The sequence below is a fragment of the Bradyrhizobium jicamae genome, from assembly GCF_001440395.1.
In the GTDB taxonomy this organism is placed as follows: domain Bacteria; phylum Pseudomonadota; class Alphaproteobacteria; order Rhizobiales; family Xanthobacteraceae; genus Bradyrhizobium; species Bradyrhizobium jicamae.
In genome coordinates, this window is the sequence record NZ_LLXZ01000183.1 from 30,506 (window position 1) to 47,826 (window position 17,321).

Genomic DNA, 17,321 nt, shown 5'->3' on the forward strand with positions numbered 1-17,321 from the left:
GGATTCGGCGCATGCCAGGTGCCGGAAGCGTCGATCACGGCGTCGGCCCTCACGACCTTCGGGCCTTGCCCGTTCTGATAGCGGATTTCGAACGGCGCCTTTTCGCGGCCGTTGGTCTTCATCTTGTCGAAGCCGGTCCGGCTGATGCCGGTGACGCGGCTCGAGATCTGAATGCGGGATTTCAGCGCGGTCTTGCCGGCGAGCGGTTCGAGATAGCGCTCGACCATCTCCGCGCCGGTCGGGTACTGGTCTGGCTCGGGAGAATTCCAGCCCGCCGCCGCGAGCAGGCGTGCTGCCGCCTTGTCGACATTGTATTCCCAGGGCGAGAATAGTTTGACGTGGCCCCATTGCCGCATGGCATGCCCGACATTGTCTCCGGCCTCCAGCACGATCGGCTCCAGCCCGCGCTCTAGCACATGGGCAGCGGCGGCGAGGCCGACCGGCCCGGCTCCGATGATGGCGACGGTCCTGGTTCCGCGCATGCGCTCCTCCCGTAAAACTAGAAATATCGAAATAGGGTTCGAGAAAAACGCGGCATTCAAGCCGCGGTCTTGGTGTCCTTGGTCTCGGCGCTTTCAGTGCAGCATTCGGCAACGAGAAAACCCACCAGCTCCCGCATCACCTCATAGTTGGCGTGGCAGATCAGCGTGGTGGCATCGCGCACTTGGGTGACGAGACCCACCACCACCAGCGCCTTGATGTGGTGGGAGAGGGTGGAGGGCGCGATCTTCAGTTTCTCCTGCAGCCGGCCGACGGCAAGCCCGGCGCCGCCGGCGCGGATCAGCGCGCGGTAGATTTTCAGCCGGGTCGGATTGCCCAGCGCTTCGAGATGGGCGGCGGCGTCGTCGAGTTTCATGGTGAGATCATGACCGGAAGGTCGCGGTTCGTCAACGGTATTTCCAGAACTATCGAAATATGGACCGGTATCCATTGACGGTGCGGTCATATATCGATAAGTCCAGATATATGGAATCCGAGCAAGCCATTCTGGCGCTGGCAGCGCTGGCGCAATCGACCCGGCTCGACGTGTTTCGGCTGCTGGCTAAGCACGAGCCGAAGGGGCTGGCCGCTGGCGACATCGCCAAGGCGCTCGCCGTGCCGCAAAACACCATGTCGTCGCACCTGGCGATCCTGTCGCGCGCCGGGCTGGTGACGGCGCGCCGCTTCAGCCGCTCGATTGTTTATCGCGCCGATCTCAGGGCTTTTCAGTCCGTGGTGTTGTTTATGCTCCGGGATTGCTGCGACGGGCGCCCGGAAATATGCGGTCCGCTGATTGCAGACCTCACACCGTGTTGTCCGCCTGCGAAGAAGAAGCGCGCCAATGCAGGAGTTTGACCTCACACGCCGCCTCGCGGCCGAAGCGCTCGGCACCGCTTTGCTCGTTGCGACGGTCGTCGGCTCCGGCATCATGGCGGAGACCCTGACCAAGGACGTCGCGCTGGCGCTGCTTGGCAATACGCTGCCGACCGGCGCGATCCTGGTGGTTCTCATCACCATCCTTGGCCCTGTCTCGGGCGCGCATTTCAATCCGGCGGTGTCGCTGGTCTTCGCGCTGAGGCGCGAGCTCGCGCCGCGCAACGCGCTGGCCTATGTCGCCGCGCAGGTCGCGGGCGGAATTGCCGGGACCATCATCGCGCATGCGATGTTCGCGTTGCCCTTGATCGATGCCTCCCTGAAAATGCGAACCGGCGGTGCGCAATGGTTTGCCGAGGGCATCGCCGCCTTCGGCCTGCTCACCACCATTCTGGGCGGTATCCGGTTCAACCGCGTCGCGGTGCCGTGGCTGGTGGGCCTCTACATCACGGCGGCCTACTGGTTCACCGCCTCGACGTCGTTTGCCAATCCCGCCGTTGCAATCGCGCGCTCGATGACGAATACGTTTTCCGGCATTCGTCCCGCCGATCTGCCCGGTTTTATCGCGGCGGAGCTTTGCGGCGCGGTGATTGCCTTGATCTTCATAACGTGGCTGCTGCGTGGGGCAGGCGAGGCGGCAGCAGCGAAGGAGGCCCGACCATGACCGTCACGATCTATCACAACCCGGCCTGCGGCACCTCGCGCAACACGCTGGCGATGATCCGGCAGAGCGGCGAGGAGCCCGAGGTGATCGAGTATCTGAAGACGCCGCCGAGCCGCGCGCGGCTGGTCGAGCTGATTAGGGCGCTTGGTATCTCGCCGCGCGAGCTGCTGCGCGAAAAGGGGACGCCCTATGCCGAGCTCGGCCTCGCCGATCCGAAATGGAGCGACGACGAGCTGATCGATGTCATGCTGGCGCATCCGATCCTGATCCAGCGGCCGATCGTGGTGACGTCGAAGGGCGTCCGGCTATGCCGTCCCTCGGAGCTGGTGCTCGACCTGCTCGATACCCCGGTCGATTCCTTCGTCAAGGAAGACGGCGAGGCGGTGACGCGCGCGAAACGTTGAAGGGCGCGAGGCTTTCACTCGTCACGATTGCGCGGCATAATCAGCGTATGGAACTCACGCCCCGTTTGCGCCTGACGAACTGGCTGGTCAGCCAGGGCCTCACAGGCCTGCCCCAAAACGATTTGATCCGCGGCTTCTGCGAGCGGTGCCGCGCCGAAGGCCTCCATGTGTCGCGCGGAATGGTCTTCATCGATACGCTGCACCCGATTTTCGAGGGCCGCGGCTTTCGCTGGAACGATGCCGAGACCAACGAAAGCGACGTATTCGAATACGGCTCGACCAATGAGGGCGAAGCCGCGGCGGCCTGGCGCAGCTCGATCTTCTATCACATGCTCGAACATGGCCATGACGAACTGCCGGTCGACCTCGCCGACGGCGCGGCCCAACGGTTCAAGTTCGTGAACGAACTCGCCGAGAAGGGCCACAAGCATCTCGTGGCCTATGTGCACCAGTTCGGCGAGGCCGGCACCATGGGGCAGATGGATTGCGTCTATTCCTATTGGGTGACCCGTCGCGACGAGGGATTCGGCGCGCAGGGGCTCGCGGCGCTTCGCGATCTCGTGCCGGTGCTGGGGCTTGCGATCAAATCCGCGGCGCAGGCCGACATCACCAAGACGCTGGGGCGCGTCTATCTCGGGCGCGATACCGCCGAGCAGGTGCTGCGCGGACGGATGACGCGCGGCGTCACCGAGCGGATCAACACCGTGCTGTGGTTCTCCGATTTGCGCGGCTCGACCGCGATCAGCGAGACCATCGATCCCGGCGAGATCATCCCGTTCCTCAACGACTACGCGCAGGCCTCGATCGATGCCATCCATGACGCCGGCGGCGAGGTGCTGAAGCTGATCGGCGACGGCGTGCTGGCGATGTTCACCCACGAGAACATGGCGAAGGCAAATCGCGCCGCGCTGCGCGCAGAACATCGCTTCCGCCGCAACATGAAAGCGCTCACCACCCGCCGCACGGCGGAGGGGCGGCCCGTGACATCGGCCCATGTCGGCCTGCATGTCGGCGAGGTCTTTTACGGCAATATCGGCAGCGATGACCGGCTCGACTTCACCGTGGTGGGACCGGCGGTGAACGAGGTCAGCCGCATCGCCTCGATGTGCCGCTCGGTCGACCGGGAGCTGTTGATGTCGTCAGCCTTCCGCGCCGGCCTCGACGCCGCGGGGCGCAACTATCTGGTCTCCACCGGCCGCTACGCGCTGCGCGGCATCGGCCGCGCGCAGGATTTGTATACGCTCGATCCGGATATTGCTGCCGACGAGGTGGTGGGGGGGAAGTACGAGCGGTATTTAGCGAGCTGATTGTGAGGCATCCCCGTCATTGCGAGGAGCGAAGCGACGAAGCAATCCATCGCTCCGCGTACGCCGCGCTCCGGATTGCTTGGCTTCGTTCGCAATGACGACCACAGCGGCGCGCGAACCTGATGGCTAGCAGTGCGCAGCTTCCCCCACCATCTCCGGCTGCCGTGCCAGCGAAACGGCGGGCGACAGCAGGATCACCAGCGCCTGCGCGGCGAAAATCACCGCTGCGAGATAGAGGCAGGCTTCGGCGCTGTAGAGGCCGCCGACGATGGCGCCGAGCGCCGAGCCGAGCGGGCGGGCGCCGTAGCTCATGATGTTGATGGCGGAGACGCGGCCGAGCAGCGAGGGCGGCGTCACCGATTGGCGCAGCGTCGTGGTCGAGATCACCCACAGGATCGGGCCGGCGCCGAGCAGGAAGAAGCTCAAGGCCGCAACCCATGCAGCGGGGACGATCGTGGTCAGCGCCATCACGGTGGCTGCTATGAATCCGGTCACGGGCCCAAGGCCGATTACGGTGCCGAAGGCCAGGCGCTTCATCACCCGCGTCGCCGAGAGCGCGCCGGCCACCATGCCGACGCCGTACATTCCGAGCGTCACGCCGACGCCGGTGGCAGATAGCCCGAGATGGCGCACGGCATAGGGCACGAACACGGCGAGCAGCAGGAACGAGGCCGTGTTGAAGATGAATTGCGTGATGAACACCGGCCGCAGCAGCGGATGATGCAGCACGAACGCCGCACCTTCCCTGATTTCCTGCAGCGGATGCCGTCGCGGGGCGGGCGCGCGCGCCGGCTCGTAAATGCCTGACAGCAGCACGACTGCGATCACCGATAGCGCCGCGGCAACGCCGAACGCAGGCGCAGCGCCGACCCATCCGACCAGCACGCCGCCGAGCGCGGGCCCGCTCGCAAACGCCACCGTGCGCGCCAGTTCGATCCGCGCATTCGCCGCGGGCAATTGCTCCGAATTGACCAGCGATGGCACCAGCGCAGGCGCGGCGACGCTGTAGGCAACCGTGCCGCACACTGCGATGAAGCCGAGCAGGGCGAGCAGCGGGAGTGTCATTAGCCCAAGCCAGAGCAGCAGCAGGATTCCGGCAAGTGCGGCCGCCCGCAGTGCTTCCGAGCCCGCCATCACCCAGCGCCGCGAGACGCGGTCGGCGAGCAGGCCGGCGGGAATCGCAAACAGGATGAAGGGCAGCGTCAGCGCCGTCTGCAACAGGCCGGTCTGGCCTTCGCCGACGCCGAGCAGGAGCACCGCAACGATCGGCGCAGCGGCCAGCGCGATCTGCTCGGCCGATTGGGCGGCGAGGTTCGACCAGGCCAGGCGGTTGAAGGTCGCGGGCAGGCGCGTTGGTTCGGCGGCGGACATGACGAAATCCTTGGAGCTTGAATCGATCTAGCTGCATTGTCCGGCCAGGGGACGATCCAACCCACCCGTTTCCCGACAAGGCAGAGGGAAACAAGAAAAAGGCCCGCCGCGAACCGCGGCAGGCCTCTTCGACGTCGATGGGAACGGCGGAACCGTTCCCTGATGTGATTTATGATTTCGGACCGAGCGTCGCCTTGCCTGTTCCCGAGATGGTGGCGGGTGGCGTCGCTACATGATCTTCATCTTCGTCTATCACGGCCGGCAGTTCGGCCGGAGTGGCCAGTTGCTGCGCGGCCAATGCATTGGTCAGGCTGGTCAGCGCGTCCGGGCCGGCGGCAAAACCGCCTTCGGCCAGAATCTTGTCGATGATCGGCTTGAACGCCGAGACCGACAGCAGTTGCGCGGCAAGGCCGTCGCCGAGGCCGAGACCGTTGCTGTGGCCGTTCATGGCGCCGTTGCCGCCACCGCGGCCGAGCATGCCGCCGGTGTCGAAGATCCGGATGTCCGAAATCTTTTCGATCGGCTTGACCGCTTCGGCCAGCGCGTTGGGGATCACGTTGATGCGCGCCATTGTCAGATCGTACTCGACCATCGCCGTGGAGAGCTTGTTGCGGGCTTCCGCCTTCAACGCCGCCACCTCGGCTTCCGCCTGACCGAGCGACTTGACGCCGGCCGCGCGGGTCGTCGCGGCATCGGCGTCGGCCTTGGCCAGCATGGTGATGGCTTCCGCCTTGTTGGCCGCGGCCTGGTTCTCGGCTTCCGCCATCACCGTGATCGGCATCGCGTCGGTTTCGGCCGCCTTGCGCGCGGCGATCACGTTGATGATCTTGTCGCGTTCGGCGATTTCTACGGCCTTGGCGGTGGTGACCTTTTCTTCCGCTGCAATCGCCAGCGCACGCGCGGTTTCGGCAACGGTCTGCGCCTCGGATTGCTCCTTGCTCTTGGTGGCAATTGCGATCGCACTTTCCTGCGCCACGATCTGCAGGTCGCGCTCCATTTCGGTATTGCGCCGTTTTACGGCAAGATCTGCCTCGATCTTGCGGGTGTCGCGGGCCTGATTGGCTTCGGTCTGCTTGTTGGCGACCGCCAGCTCCTGCTGGATGCGGTATTCGGCCTCGTTCTGCACCGCGGTCTGCTCGACCTGCGCGGTCTGCGCGCGCATCGCGGCGGTCTTGTTGGCGATGTCGCGCTGCTGCGCCAGTTCCGCCTCGCGCTTGGTGGCTTCGATCGTCAGCGTGGTCTGGCGTGCGACGAGGTCCTGCTGCGCAATATTGACCTCGGTGGTGCGGACGATCTGGTTGCGCTCCTGCTCGCGCTCCCGGGTGATCTTGGTCAGCGTCGTCAGACCGTGCGCGTCGAAGAAATTGCTCGGATTGAAATGCTTGATGTCGCTCTGGTCTAGCCGCGTCAGCGACACCGATTCGAGCTCGAGGCCGTTGTTCTGGATGTCGGCGCCGACCGCTTCCTGCACCGATTTGACGAAGGTCGCGCGCTGCTCCTGCAGCTCTTCGAGGTTCATGGTGGCGGCCACCGAACGCAGGCCGTCGACGAACTTCGCCTCGATCAGTTCGCGCAACTCGCCGGCTTCGTTGGTGCGGCTGCCCAGCGTCTGCGCGGCGAGCGCGATCGAGGAGCTATCGGGCTTGACGCGCAGGTAGAATTCGGCGCCGATATCGACGCGCATGCGATCCTTGGTGATCATCGAATCCGGGCCGCCGCGGGCAACCTCCAGCCGCAGCGTCTTCAGATTGACGGCGGCGACGGAATGGAAAACCGGAAGCACGATCGAGCCGCCGTCGAGGACGACTTTCTGGCCGCCGAGGCCGGTGCGGACATAGGCCTCGTCACGGGTCGAGCGGCGGTAGAGTTTGGCAAGCAGGAGACCGATAACAAGAATGGCAATGACGCCAATAGCGACGGGTACTGCAAGTTCCCACATGTGTTAAGCCCTGTCTGATCGTTGTTGCGCAATGAGGTCGGCTGGTGCGGAAATAGCGATAAAGCTCTTGGCGTCCCGGTCGACCAGCAGCACGCTGGCGCCGACCGGTAGCGGCGTGGATTCGGGACTGGCGCGTGCGACGAGAGAATGCCAGTTGCCGAAGACATCCTTGAGACGGACGCGGCCGGGCAGCCCCTGGTCGAGCGGGCCGATCGAAACCTCGGCGACGTGACCGACAAAGTCGGCCTCGTCCACCACATAGGTCTCGTCGCGCGGGATGATGCGGGCGATGCCGCGGCTGGTGACGCGGATGACGGGAAGGCTTCCGGCTGCGGCAGCGAGCGCCGCGATCGAGGCCGGGACCGAAATTCCGACACCGTGCGCCAGCCCCTGCAGGAAAAATCCCGCGATCGAGAACACGCCGAGCGCGAGGATGATCAGGATCAACAGCGGCAGGCGGCCCGCATTGATCCACAGGAACAGGCCGCCGAGGCCGTTGCCGTGGTCGACGTCGACGGCGACTTCCTTTCCGAAGACTTCGCCGATCGAGAAGCCGACCAGCATCGCCAGCAATTCGATGCCGCCGAGCGCCATCATGATCGCGGCAGCCACGGCGAAGGGCCGCACGTCCGGCGCTAGCAGGATGTCGGTCAGGGCACTCATTGCTGCGACTTGATCCTTTCAAGGCGGGCCGCGATTTCCTTTTCGCGGTGCAATCGGTCGAGTTCGTCGAGCTCCTTGTCACCGGGCACGCTGGAAGCGGGCACGCCGGTGACGCGTGCGATCGCTGCCATTGCCCGATCGGGACTCACTGTTTTAGTCGCGCCAGCTGCGCGTCCGGTTTCCTGCGGCGAATGCTTTTCGAGGCTCGCTTCGAGATCGGCGAGACGGGTTTCGGCTTCGCGTCGCGCGCCAAGCATCGCCTGTAAGGCCTTGGTCTGCTCGTCGATTTCGAGTTCGATGAAATCCATCGCACGTTCGAGCGCGGTGCCCTGCGATTCCAGATCAATTTGCCGTGCGACCCCAGCGCGCGCAAGATCCTCGCGGCTTTCTGCAACCGCAAGACGAATCTTTTCCGTCAACCCGCCGATTTCGGCATCCAGCTCCTCGCGCCGTCGCTTGAGGCGGAATTCCTCGGCGCGCGACTTGCCGAGCGCATGGCGCGCTTCGTCGGCGCCGGCGTCGATCTCGCGGATCGCCTGTTTGACCAGCGCGACCTTGTTGCTGTTCTCGGCATTGTCGATGGTCTCGCTGGCGATAGCGGCAAGAAGTCTACCCATACGTGCAAGGATACCCTCGTGAACCATGGTCCTCTCCTCCGGTGGTGATTTCGATTTGACGGCGATGTGGATTTCGTAGCCGCGGCCATCCGAGACGAGATGCGCCGGGAAGGGGCTTTCCCAGCCATCGAGATAGCCAGGGATATGGAAGGGCACCAAAACACGCCCGCGGACCGTGCTGATGGTCACGGACGTCGGGCCCTTGATCGCAAACAGCTTGTCGTCGAGCGGAATCTTGCGCACCGCCGCATCAGCCGCGTAGTTGGCGCGGTCGCGCAGGCCGAGCGTCACCAGCCGGGCGGGCAGCCCCGTCTCGGTGCGGATCCGCTCATAGGCCTGGGCGTGGAGTGCGACGAGATTGGCGCCAACCGGCGCCACCTCGGCGAGGATGGCCATCATCCGATCGTAATCGGCAAAGGTCGCTTCGATGGCGGCAATGCCGGCCTCGTCGGGCGCGAGGGCGTATCGCAGCGTGGCCGTGGGTGTTTCGACCGGAAGCTTGATCATGGGAACTAACATAAAGCACTTCCTCAGTGCTTTCCAGGGGGATGAGCGGTATTATTTTCGTGATCGTCGACTGCAGTTGCAAATGAATTGCAGCACTCGCCTCAGCCGGAGCATGCACGTGTAAGTGTGAGGCTTCATAATGCTTGTGGAATCGTCGCCCGAGCGTTGTCGGCTCCGCACTTGTGGACCGCGCGCGTGCCTCTGATTTTGGCAGACAGAAAACTTGGATGTCCGCGACAGGACCGTGCACTGCGCAGGCTGCTGCGGGCGAGCTTGCGCAGGAACGCTGTCCAGAACGCCTCGGCTTCCGAGGGACCGCCGCCTATCGGTAGAACAGTCGCCAGCAGCGAAGGTCGATGTCCGTCTCGGGCCTGACCGAAATAGCGTTGATCTAAGTCAACAACCAATCGATCGAACGCCAATCATTAGTCGGTAGTGAACTGCCAGCCTGCGAGCAGAAGCCTCGTGAAGGCTCTTTCGATGCCAGCCACATAACAAATAGCTGCAAGCCCCCTAAATCCGCGACCCCGTCGATAACCCAAAAAATCAAGAAGCAATTCGGACCGACAGAGTTCTTTGGAATCGTTCGCTGCACGAGCGATCCGAAATCAATTGGAGAAAATAATCAACCGGAGAAAGTATGCCATGAGTATCCGTAGCCTCATCTGGACGAGCGCAGTCGCGCTGTCTACCAATTTGACGCTCGCAACCTTGCCCGCGACCGCGCAGCAACAGCGGCCACCAAACATACTTGTGATCATGGGCGACGATGTGGGTTGGTTCAACATCGGCGCGTACCATCGCGGCATCATGTCGGGGAAGACGCCTAACCTGGACAAGCTGGCGTCAGAAGGCATGATTTTTACGGATTACTACGCCGAGGCAAGCTGCACGGCGGGCCGGGCGAACTTCATAACCGGCGAGTTGCCTATTCGCACGGGGCTGACGACCGTCGGCCAGGCCGGGGCGGATGTCGGCATGCCGGCACAGGCAGTCACGCTCGCCACCGCTCTGAAGGCGCAGGGCTATGCCACCGGTCAGTTTGGCAAGAACCATCTCGGCGATCTGAACAAGTACCTCCCGACCTTGCACGGCTTCGACGAGTTCTTCGGATATCTGTACCACCTCGATGCGATGTCCGATCCGTACTGGTACTCGTTTCCCGTCAACCAGGACTATTACAACAAGAACGGCCCGCGCAGCCTGATCCGCAGCTTCGCGACCGAGACCGACGATCCGACCGAGATGCCGCGCTGGGGGAAAGTCGGCAAGCAGAGGATTATCGATGAAGGTCCACTGCCGCCGTTCCCCGACATGTCGAACGTGCCGAACATGCACGACTTGCCTTTCCTGAAAGCAAAGTACGACATGACGACCTTCGACGAGGTGCTGGTCAAAGCTACCAGCGACTTCATGGACAAGACCAAGCGGGAAGGCAAACCGTTCTTCATCTGGCACAACACCACGCGCATGCACGTCTGGACCTTCCTCTCGAAGAAATACAGCGCGATGCAGAACAGCGAGACCAATTACGGTCTCGAGGAAGCCGGCATGGCGCAGCTGGACGACAGCGTCGGCGCCCTGATGAAGAAGCTCGATGACATTGGCGAGGCCAACAACACCATCGTGATCTTCACCACGGACAACGGCGCGGAAGTATTCACCTGGCCGGATGGCGGCATGACGCCGTTCAGGAACACAAAGGGCACCGTCGGCGAGGGCGGCTTCCGTGCGCCCGCCATTATCCGCTGGCCGGGCCGTATCAAGCCAGGGAGCGTCGAAAACGGAATCTTCTCCGGGCTGGATTGGTTTCCCACTCTGATGGCTGCGGCAGGCAATCCCAATATTACCCAGCAGCTGCTGAAGGGCGTGAAGCTCGGCGATCGCACCTACAAGAACCATCTGGATGGCTACAATCAGATGGACTTGCTCACCGGGAAAGGCCCGTCCAAGCGAGAAGAGATCTTCTATTTCGGCGGAGCACAACTGGGTGCGGTGCGCATCGGCAATTTCAAGTTCCAATTCTATGTGCAGCCGTGGGGCTGGCCGGGCGAGAAAATCACCACGGACATGCCGTCGATGGTCAACATTCGCCAGGATCCGTTCGAGCGCACGCCGTTCATTCGAGGCGAATCGTCCAATACGGGCGCATTCGGCTATGGCAACGACTTCTTCGCGCGCGAGTTCTGGCGTTTCGTCCTGGTTCAGGAATATGTCGGGAAACTGGCCCAGACGGCAATCGAATATCCGCCGATGCAGGACCCGGCTTCCTTCAACCTTGAATCGGTGAAGAAGAAGATCGAGGAGTCGATCAAGAATCGCCCGGGTCAGTAGATCACTTCCGACCGGAAGTCGGGGTCGCCCGACAAAGCAGGAGACGCAAACGGCAACAGCAATGCGAGCGCACGTGACAGATGCGCTCCATTGCAAAACGCGAAGGAAGGAATCATGAAGTCGATATCTTCTCGCTTCGGAATTAGCCGCCGTGTTCTGCTCTCGGCTTTGGCATTGCTTCCGGCCTTTGGGCCATCGGCTGCGATGGCCCAACAAGCTCCATCGGCTGCCTTTTCATTTGCCGCCTACGGCGACTCGCGTCCGATGATGTATCTCCCGTACAAGGAGGGGCAGGGGGAACTCAATCAGTTGTTCGTTGAAATGTTCGGGCTGGTCATGCCCGAAAAGATTGCTGAAGCGGTGGTGAAGAGGGATGTGAAGTTGATCTTCGATCCGGTCACCAAGGATCTCGTAAAAGCCGTGATGCCGTTCGAGTCCAAGTCGGAAGTCATGACGTTGACGTTCGAAAAGGGGTGGGTCACCGAGGCGTCTGTCGAGGACGTAAAACTGCTTCCTGGCGTGCACCGTACGATGTTCCGGCTTCATGGCGGCGAATGGGTAGCCCGCGAAATCGTGAAGGACGTCAAATCCGGGCGGGCCAAATTTGTGATCAACAGCGGCGACGTCATCTGGTGGGGAAACCAGGGCCGCACGGTCACCGACAGCCCGTACTGGAAGCGGGTGAACGACACCATGTTGAAGCAACTCCCGCCTGCGGACAGCGAGATGCGCGCTGCCGGGCTGGAGGGGCGGTGGTTCATGGGGGTGGGCAATCACGAGGTGTGGGGCGATCCCAAGATCGAGGGGGTGCTGGACGCAGTCCCGTACCTGAAGAAGTTCGGAGTCACACCGGAGAACCTGATCTACAAATTCGATCTCCATGGCGTCCGCTTCATCTATCTGTGGAGCGGCAAGTACGACTACCGGTCGCCGTCGCTATGGGACGCTGATCGGCCGAAATACGCGGAGCAGATGAAGCAGTTGCAACAATGGATGGACGAGGCCAAGGCCGCCGGCATCCGCAAAGCCTTCATCACCTTCCACTACCCGACGTTCGCCCGGTCCGGCATGGGCGCCATCCCTGCGCCTGACAATCCGCACAAGGTGATCGCGGCCTACGCGAAGGACATGGAAGTGATCGTGTTCAACGGACATGTCCACACCACCGAACTGTACGACGTTGACGGCGTGAAATACCTGATGCTGGGCGGCGGCGGCGCCGAACAGGACCCGATCCTCCCAGGGCGAACGAGCATCAAGGTGCCGGCGGACTATCCACCGGACCTTTATTGGAAGGGTGAGCCGCCCAAGGAGGAGTACAACTACGTCCTGGTGGATGTTGAGCCCAACCAGAAAACCAAGTTCACCCTTAATCGCTTCCGACCCTGGTCGGCCGAGCCGTTCGCAACTGTAGAGCTTTTCAAGTAAGGCGCTCAAAAGGCAGGGGACGCGCTTGGACACCGCTCTGCTGATTATTCACGGGCTGGTCGCGGTCGCCCTGCTCGGTGCGATCACACATCAGACAATCGCGGCGTGGGTGCCGTCGCGCGGCCGACGTGGTTCGTTCGTCGGCCGCTTTCGCGCCGTGACACCGGGATCATTTGCCACCGCCATCGTCGTTCTCTATTCGGTCTCCGCTTTGTTGGGCGCGGTTTTGTACCTGTCATTCCGCGTCCAGATACGACCCGATTTGGAGCGCGCCGGACATTGGCCGGCGCTCGGTGTTTTTGATCTGAAGGAGCATTTCGTCTCCATCGGATTGGCAATGCTGCCGGCCTATTGGGTTTGTTGGCGACAGCAGCGAACCGACGAACCCTCTCGAACGCCTGCCGCCCTGACCTTGATCCTAGCCTTCATCGTCTGGTGGAGCTTTCTGATCGGTCACGTCCTGAACAACATCATGGGTTTCGGGAGATGACGCCGCCTCCTTGGTTTCGCAGGTTCGCATTTGCATTCGGAATCGCCTTTGCGGCGCTCTACGTGGTCGCGGTCAAGCTCGACCTCGCGCTGTTCACCGTCTATCCATCGATTCGCGTCGTGCTTCTGGGTACCCATCATTCGCGAGATTACGTGGGGCCATCGATGGGAAGCTTCATGCCGGCGATGTATTGGTACGGCTGGACTGCGACCGCCGCGCTGGGCGCGCTAATAGTCGGCATTGGCGCCGCATTCCTGCCCGAGCGTTGGTCGCAACCGTTCTGGTCGGGATGGTTGTGGGTGATTCCCGTGGCCGCGATGATTGGGTGCGTTTACCTCACGCTGCCCTGGTTTCGACTTTAGTCACGAATCTGTCCTCTCGGTTCCTTAGCGATCTTGGCTGCCGTCAATCCGGATGCCTGCTGTCTGAAAGGCAGGCGGATCTAGAGAAGGCGAGGGGTGCGTGCTGCATCGCGGGCTTCAACGGCCGATCGAGATATTCGACTACCGGGGCTAGATGCAGTTGCAAATGAGTTGCAATAAGAACGGATATCAGTCATCTTGGTGAAATGGATGCCCGAACGCCTGCATTGGGCCGCGAGACCGCGACCAAGAGTTTGCCTATGACTGAGACGACTGCCGCTGGATGGCGTGCGGATGCCGCCGCTGGCGCCCAGCGCAGCCTGCCAGAAGTCAATTCGACCATCAGAGTGCCCTTTGGCGGGCATTGGTCGCGCCGGCTGCTGGCCTTCCTGGGGCCGGGCTATCTGGTGTCTGTCGGTTACATGGACCCCGGCAACTGGGCGACCGACCTCGCGGGCGGTTCGAAGTTCGGCTACACGCTGCTGGCGGTCATCCTGCTGTCGAACCTGATGGCGATCCTGTTGCAGGCGCTGGCCGCGCGGCTTGGCATCGTCACCGACCGCGATCTGGCGCAGGCCTGCCGCGCCAGCTTCTCCCGGCCCGTCAACTTCATGCTGTGGGTGGCCTGCGAGGCCGCGATCATCGCCTGCGATCTCGCCGAGGTGATCGGCACCGCAATCGCGCTCAATCTCTTGTTCGGCATTCCCCTGATCTGGGGAGCGCTGATCACCGCGCTCGACGCCTTCCTGCTGCTGCTCCTGATGAACAAGGGTTTTCGCTTCCTCGAAGCCTTTGTCATCTCGCTGTTGATCGTGATCGCGATCTGCTTTTCGATTCAGATCGTGGCTGCGGCGCCGCCGGTCGCCGCCGTGCTGAAGGGGTTTGTACCGTCGCCGCAGATCGTCACCAATCCTGAAATGCTCTACATCGCGATCGGCATCATCGGCGCGACCGTTATGCCGCATAATCTCTATCTGCACTCCGCGATCGTGCAGACCCGCGCCTATGAACGCACCAACGAAGGCCGCCGCGAGGCGATCAAATGGGCGACGACGGACTCGACGATTGCGCTGATGCTGGCGCTGTTCATCAACGCTGCGATCCTGATCGTCGCTGCCGCCACCTTCTATTCGAGCGGACGTACCGAGGTCGCCGAGATCGGCCAGGCCTATGAACTGCTGTCGCCGCTGCTCGGCCTCGGCATCGCCTCGACGCTGTTCGCGGTGGCGCTGCTTGCCTCGGGCCTCAACTCGACGGTGACGGCGACGCTGGCCGGCCAGATCGTGATGGAAGGCTTTTTGCACCTGCGCCTGCCGAACTGGGCACGGCGGCTTCTGACGCGCGGCATCGCCATCGTTCCGGTCGTGATCGTTACCGCAGTCTATGGCGAGCGCGGCACCAGCCAGCTCCTGGTGTTCAGCCAGGTCATCCTGTCGATGCAATTACCGTTCGCGGTGATTCCGCTGGTCAAGTTCGTTTCCGACAAGCGCAAGATGGGCGAGTTCGCCATCCCCCGCGGCGTGGCGGTCGTGGCCTGGATCGTCGCCGGCATCATCGTGGCGCTGAACGTGAAGCTGCTGATCGAGACGTTCTTCGGCTGAACATCGCTGTGACTGCCCGGCTTGACCGGGCGACCCAGTACGCCGCGGCCTCTCGGTTTCATCACTGCTGTCTCTGGAATACTGGATCACCCGCTTTCGTGGGTGACGACAACTGCATGGGTGGTTCAAGCGCGAGCGCTCGATCCTGAGGTTAGCACAGCCCGCTCATATGCCGGAACTTCCAGAGCGAGGGTACATCCTGAGGATTGGTTCTTGGCACGTACCCCCGCAGCGTCGTCTTCGGTCCCTTCAGCCTGAATTCATCGATGCCGCACGAGGTCGGACCATCATACACACTCACCGTCACGTAATAGAAATCGGGCAGGATCTTCTCGATCCTGGCTTCGGATTCGATGTCCGCGTTCGGCCGTTTCCATGAATGGATGATCTTGCGACCGGGCTCAGGCTTGTCGAACAGAGGAACATCCGGAGCGAAGAGGTCGGCGACCTCGCCAATTTTGCTGACCTGCTGACCATAGCCGTTGAGGAATTTCAAAAGCCTGGCAGATGGGGGCTTGGCCTCGACGCAGTGTCCATAATAATCCTTGAAGCCGGTTTCGCAGGCATAAGCGTGGGTGCTCGTCAGCAAAGCAAAAATGGGCAATGTAAGGAGGACCAGCGATCTGAAATTCTGAGTACCGGCAAATGGCGCCGATGCGCTTCCACTCGCCGCGCAACGCCGAACCATCGTTCTCTCAGTCCTGCGGCTCGGACAGCATTTCGCCGGTCGCATCCACCCGGAGCCAGCCCGAGGGCGCCAGCCGCTGTTGCGGCAGGAAGCGGCCCTTGTAGTCCATCTTCTTGGAGCCCTCGATCCAGTAGCCGAGATAGACGTAAGGCAGCCCGAGCCGGCGGGCGCGGGTGATGTGGTCGAGAATCATGAAGGTGCCGAGCGAGCGGCTCTGCTGCGACGGCTCGAAGAACGAGTAGACCATCGACAGCCCGTCGCTGAGTACGTCGGTGAGCGCCACCGCAATCAGGTCCTCGCCGCGCCCGGTGATGCCGGTGTCGACGCCGCGCTTGCGGTACTCGATGATGCGGGTCTCGACATGGCTGTCTTCCACCATCATCGCGTAGTCGAGCACGGTCATGTCGGCCATGCCGCCATGGCGGTGCCGCTTGTCGAGATAGGCGCGAAATACCGAATACTGCTCCGAGGTCGGCACCGCGCTGCGTTGCTCGCCGACGATGTCGGCGTTGCGCGCCAGAACCTTCTTGAAGTTGCGCGAGGGCCGGAATTCGTTGGCGACGACGCGCACGGAAACGCAGGCCCGGCACTGGTCGCAGGCCGGGCGGTAGGCGATCGACTGGCTGCGGCGGAAGCCGCCATGGGTCAGGAGGTCGTTGAGGTCGCCCGCCTTGTCGCCGACCAGATGCGTGAACACCTTGCGCTCGTGCCGGCCCGGCAAATAGGGGCAAGGCGAGGGCGCTGTCAGGTAGAATTGCGGGGTATCACGCGAATGCTGGGTCACGTCGGTTCGTCAGGCCTCCGAAACAATCAACCATAGCGCTTTCGAGCGAAGTAGACACCAGTTCCCGTTAAGAAAACGCATCCAAACGCAAAAGTGCCGGTCCGACCCCGACTCCGGGTCGGACCGGCTACAGCATTGCGCTCCGAAGGCTGACGGTCAATTGGTTTGCGGCTCGCTCAGTAGCTGCTGCGGGCCGAAGGAACGACCTGGGTACGAACCGAGCTGTTGACGATCACAGTTCCCAGGACGATGTCATGCAGCAGCCGGCGGCGGCCGTTGAACAGGCCGACCAGCAATACCAGCGGCGTCAGGAACGACACCGAGACCCAGTACAGCACGGCATGGCAGGCGCCGAGCACGAAATAACCTGGCGCGCCGTACCAGGTGCGCAGTTCCAGATCCATCGCGCGCATGCCAAGCGTGGCCGAATGCGGGCCGCCGATCGAGGCGCCGTAATAGACGACCGCCCACACGATGGTCGCCGGCCACGCCAGCCAGAACAGCATCCAGCCGAGCCCCAGCGTCACGATGCCGAACACGAAGATGAAGATGTAGCCGAGGATGACCGGCACCGACAGCACGACGAGGTCGATCAGGAACGCAAACACCCGCCGCGTCAGCACGCCGCGAAACAGTTCCGGCTGCAGATCGGGATCGAACGCATGCGGCGGCACCCCGCCGTCGTTCCGCCAGGCGCCGCCGGCATTTGAGGCGCCACCGGCAGAAGAGCCGCCGCTATTGCCAGAGCCGCTATAAGACATGGTTCGTCCTCCAGGCCGATATTCCCTGGCATCACATGGGAACCAGCC

General features: G+C 62.6%; 18 protein-coding genes. 9 read left to right on the forward strand and 9 right to left on the reverse strand.

Annotation, left to right across the window (positions count from 1 at the left end):
• A partial coding sequence (locus tag CQ12_RS46865) for an FAD-dependent oxidoreductase (protein WP_245310243.1) occupies positions 1-482 on the reverse strand: 482 nt, incomplete at its 3' end.
• A gap of 56 nt (positions 483-538) precedes the next feature.
• Complete coding sequence (locus CQ12_RS30835) at positions 539-856, reverse strand: ArsR/SmtB family transcription factor (protein WP_057839047.1); 318 nt, start codon at positions 854-856, stop codon at positions 539-541.
• Between the two features lie 110 nt (positions 857-966).
• Between CQ12_RS30835 and CQ12_RS30840 the strand changes: the two genes are divergently transcribed.
• The 4 genes from CQ12_RS30840 to CQ12_RS30855 are packed head-to-tail and all read left to right on the forward strand — an operon-like array spanning position 967 to position 3,728.
• Positions 967-1,335 (forward strand): ArsR/SmtB family transcription factor, encoded by a 369-nt coding sequence (locus CQ12_RS30840; RefSeq protein WP_057839048.1) that lies wholly within the window; start codon positions 967-969, stop codon positions 1,333-1,335.
• The gene (locus tag CQ12_RS30845; protein ID WP_057839049.1) at positions 1,322-2,017 is read left to right on the forward strand and encodes an aquaporin; all 696 of its coding nucleotides are present in this window, start codon (positions 1,322-1,324) and stop codon (positions 2,015-2,017) included. Before CQ12_RS30840 ends, CQ12_RS30845 begins: the two co-directional genes overlap by 14 nt.
• Entirely contained in the window at positions 2,014-2,421 is a 408-nt protein-coding gene (arsC, locus tag CQ12_RS30850) for an arsenate reductase (glutaredoxin) (protein WP_057839103.1), read from the forward strand. Before CQ12_RS30845 ends, arsC begins: the two co-directional genes overlap by 4 nt.
• A 47-nt stretch (positions 2,422-2,468) precedes the next feature.
• The gene (locus CQ12_RS30855) at positions 2,469-3,728 is read left to right on the forward strand and encodes an adenylate/guanylate cyclase domain-containing protein (protein ID WP_057839050.1); all 1,260 of its coding nucleotides are present in this window, start codon (positions 2,469-2,471) and stop codon (positions 3,726-3,728) included.
• A gap of 126 nt (positions 3,729-3,854) precedes the next feature.
• Here CQ12_RS30855 and CQ12_RS30860 read toward each other — a convergent pair whose 3' ends face one another.
• The 4 genes from CQ12_RS30860 to CQ12_RS30875 all read right to left on the reverse strand — a co-directional run bounded on the left by CQ12_RS30860 (position 3,855) and on the right by CQ12_RS30875 (position 8,837).
• Positions 3,855-5,099 carry an MFS transporter gene (locus CQ12_RS30860; RefSeq protein ID WP_057839051.1) on the reverse strand — a complete coding sequence of 415 codons (1,245 nt, stop codon included), beginning with the start codon at positions 5,097-5,099 and terminating at the stop codon, positions 3,855-3,857.
• 169 nt (positions 5,100-5,268) lie between these two features.
• Positions 5,269-7,038, reverse strand: a complete 1,770-nt coding sequence (locus CQ12_RS30865) for a flotillin family protein (RefSeq protein WP_057839052.1) — start codon at positions 7,036-7,038, stop codon at positions 5,269-5,271.
• 3 nt (positions 7,039-7,041) lie between these two features.
• Entirely contained in the window at positions 7,042-7,701 is a 660-nt protein-coding gene (locus CQ12_RS30870) for an OB-fold-containig protein (protein WP_057839053.1), read from the reverse strand.
• The gene (locus tag CQ12_RS30875; protein WP_245310244.1) at positions 7,698-8,837 is read right to left on the reverse strand and encodes a PspA/IM30 family protein; all 1,140 of its coding nucleotides are present in this window, start codon (positions 8,835-8,837) and stop codon (positions 7,698-7,700) included. Before CQ12_RS30875 ends, CQ12_RS30870 begins: the two co-directional genes overlap by 4 nt.
• 633 nt (positions 8,838-9,470) lie before the next feature.
• Here CQ12_RS30875 and CQ12_RS30880 point away from each other — a divergent pair.
• The 5 genes from CQ12_RS30880 to CQ12_RS30900 all read left to right on the forward strand — a co-directional run bounded on the left by CQ12_RS30880 (position 9,471) and on the right by CQ12_RS30900 (position 15,040).
• On the forward strand, positions 9,471-11,159 hold the full coding sequence (locus CQ12_RS30880) for an arylsulfatase (protein ID WP_057839055.1): 1,689 nt from the start codon (positions 9,471-9,473) through the stop codon (positions 11,157-11,159).
• 114 nt (positions 11,160-11,273) lie between these two features.
• Positions 11,274-12,587: a metallophosphoesterase family protein gene (locus tag CQ12_RS30885; RefSeq protein WP_245310245.1), complete on the forward strand. Its 1,314-nt coding sequence runs from the start codon at positions 11,274-11,276 to the stop codon at positions 12,585-12,587.
• Between the two features lie 25 nt (positions 12,588-12,612).
• Positions 12,613-13,077, forward strand: a complete 465-nt coding sequence (locus tag CQ12_RS30890; protein WP_057839057.1) for a hypothetical protein — start codon at positions 12,613-12,615, stop codon at positions 13,075-13,077.
• Positions 13,074-13,439 carry a hypothetical protein gene (locus tag CQ12_RS30895; RefSeq protein WP_057839058.1) on the forward strand — a complete coding sequence of 122 codons (366 nt, stop codon included), beginning with the start codon at positions 13,074-13,076 and terminating at the stop codon, positions 13,437-13,439. The genes CQ12_RS30890 and CQ12_RS30895 overlap by 4 nt, the downstream gene beginning before the upstream one ends.
• A 206-nt stretch (positions 13,440-13,645) precedes the next feature.
• Positions 13,646-15,040, forward strand: coding sequence for an Nramp family divalent metal transporter (locus CQ12_RS30900; RefSeq protein WP_057839059.1), 1,395 nt, complete (start codon positions 13,646-13,648; stop codon positions 15,038-15,040).
• Positions 15,041-15,191: 151 nt separating this feature from the next.
• On the opposite strand, the gene CQ12_RS30905 is transcribed toward CQ12_RS30900, so the two are convergent.
• The 3 genes from CQ12_RS30905 to CQ12_RS30915 form a co-directional block, all read right to left on the reverse strand.
• Complete coding sequence (locus CQ12_RS30905; protein WP_157088597.1) at positions 15,192-15,728, reverse strand: hypothetical protein; 537 nt, start codon at positions 15,726-15,728, stop codon at positions 15,192-15,194.
• A gap of 7 nt (positions 15,729-15,735) precedes the next feature.
• Complete coding sequence (locus tag CQ12_RS30910) at positions 15,736-16,512, reverse strand: arginyltransferase (protein WP_057839061.1); 777 nt, start codon at positions 16,510-16,512, stop codon at positions 15,736-15,738.
• Between the two features lie 176 nt (positions 16,513-16,688).
• Positions 16,689-17,273 (reverse strand): RDD family protein, encoded by a 585-nt coding sequence (locus tag CQ12_RS30915; protein WP_057839062.1) that lies wholly within the window; start codon positions 17,271-17,273, stop codon positions 16,689-16,691.
• Between the last annotated feature and the right edge of the window lie 48 nt (positions 17,274-17,321).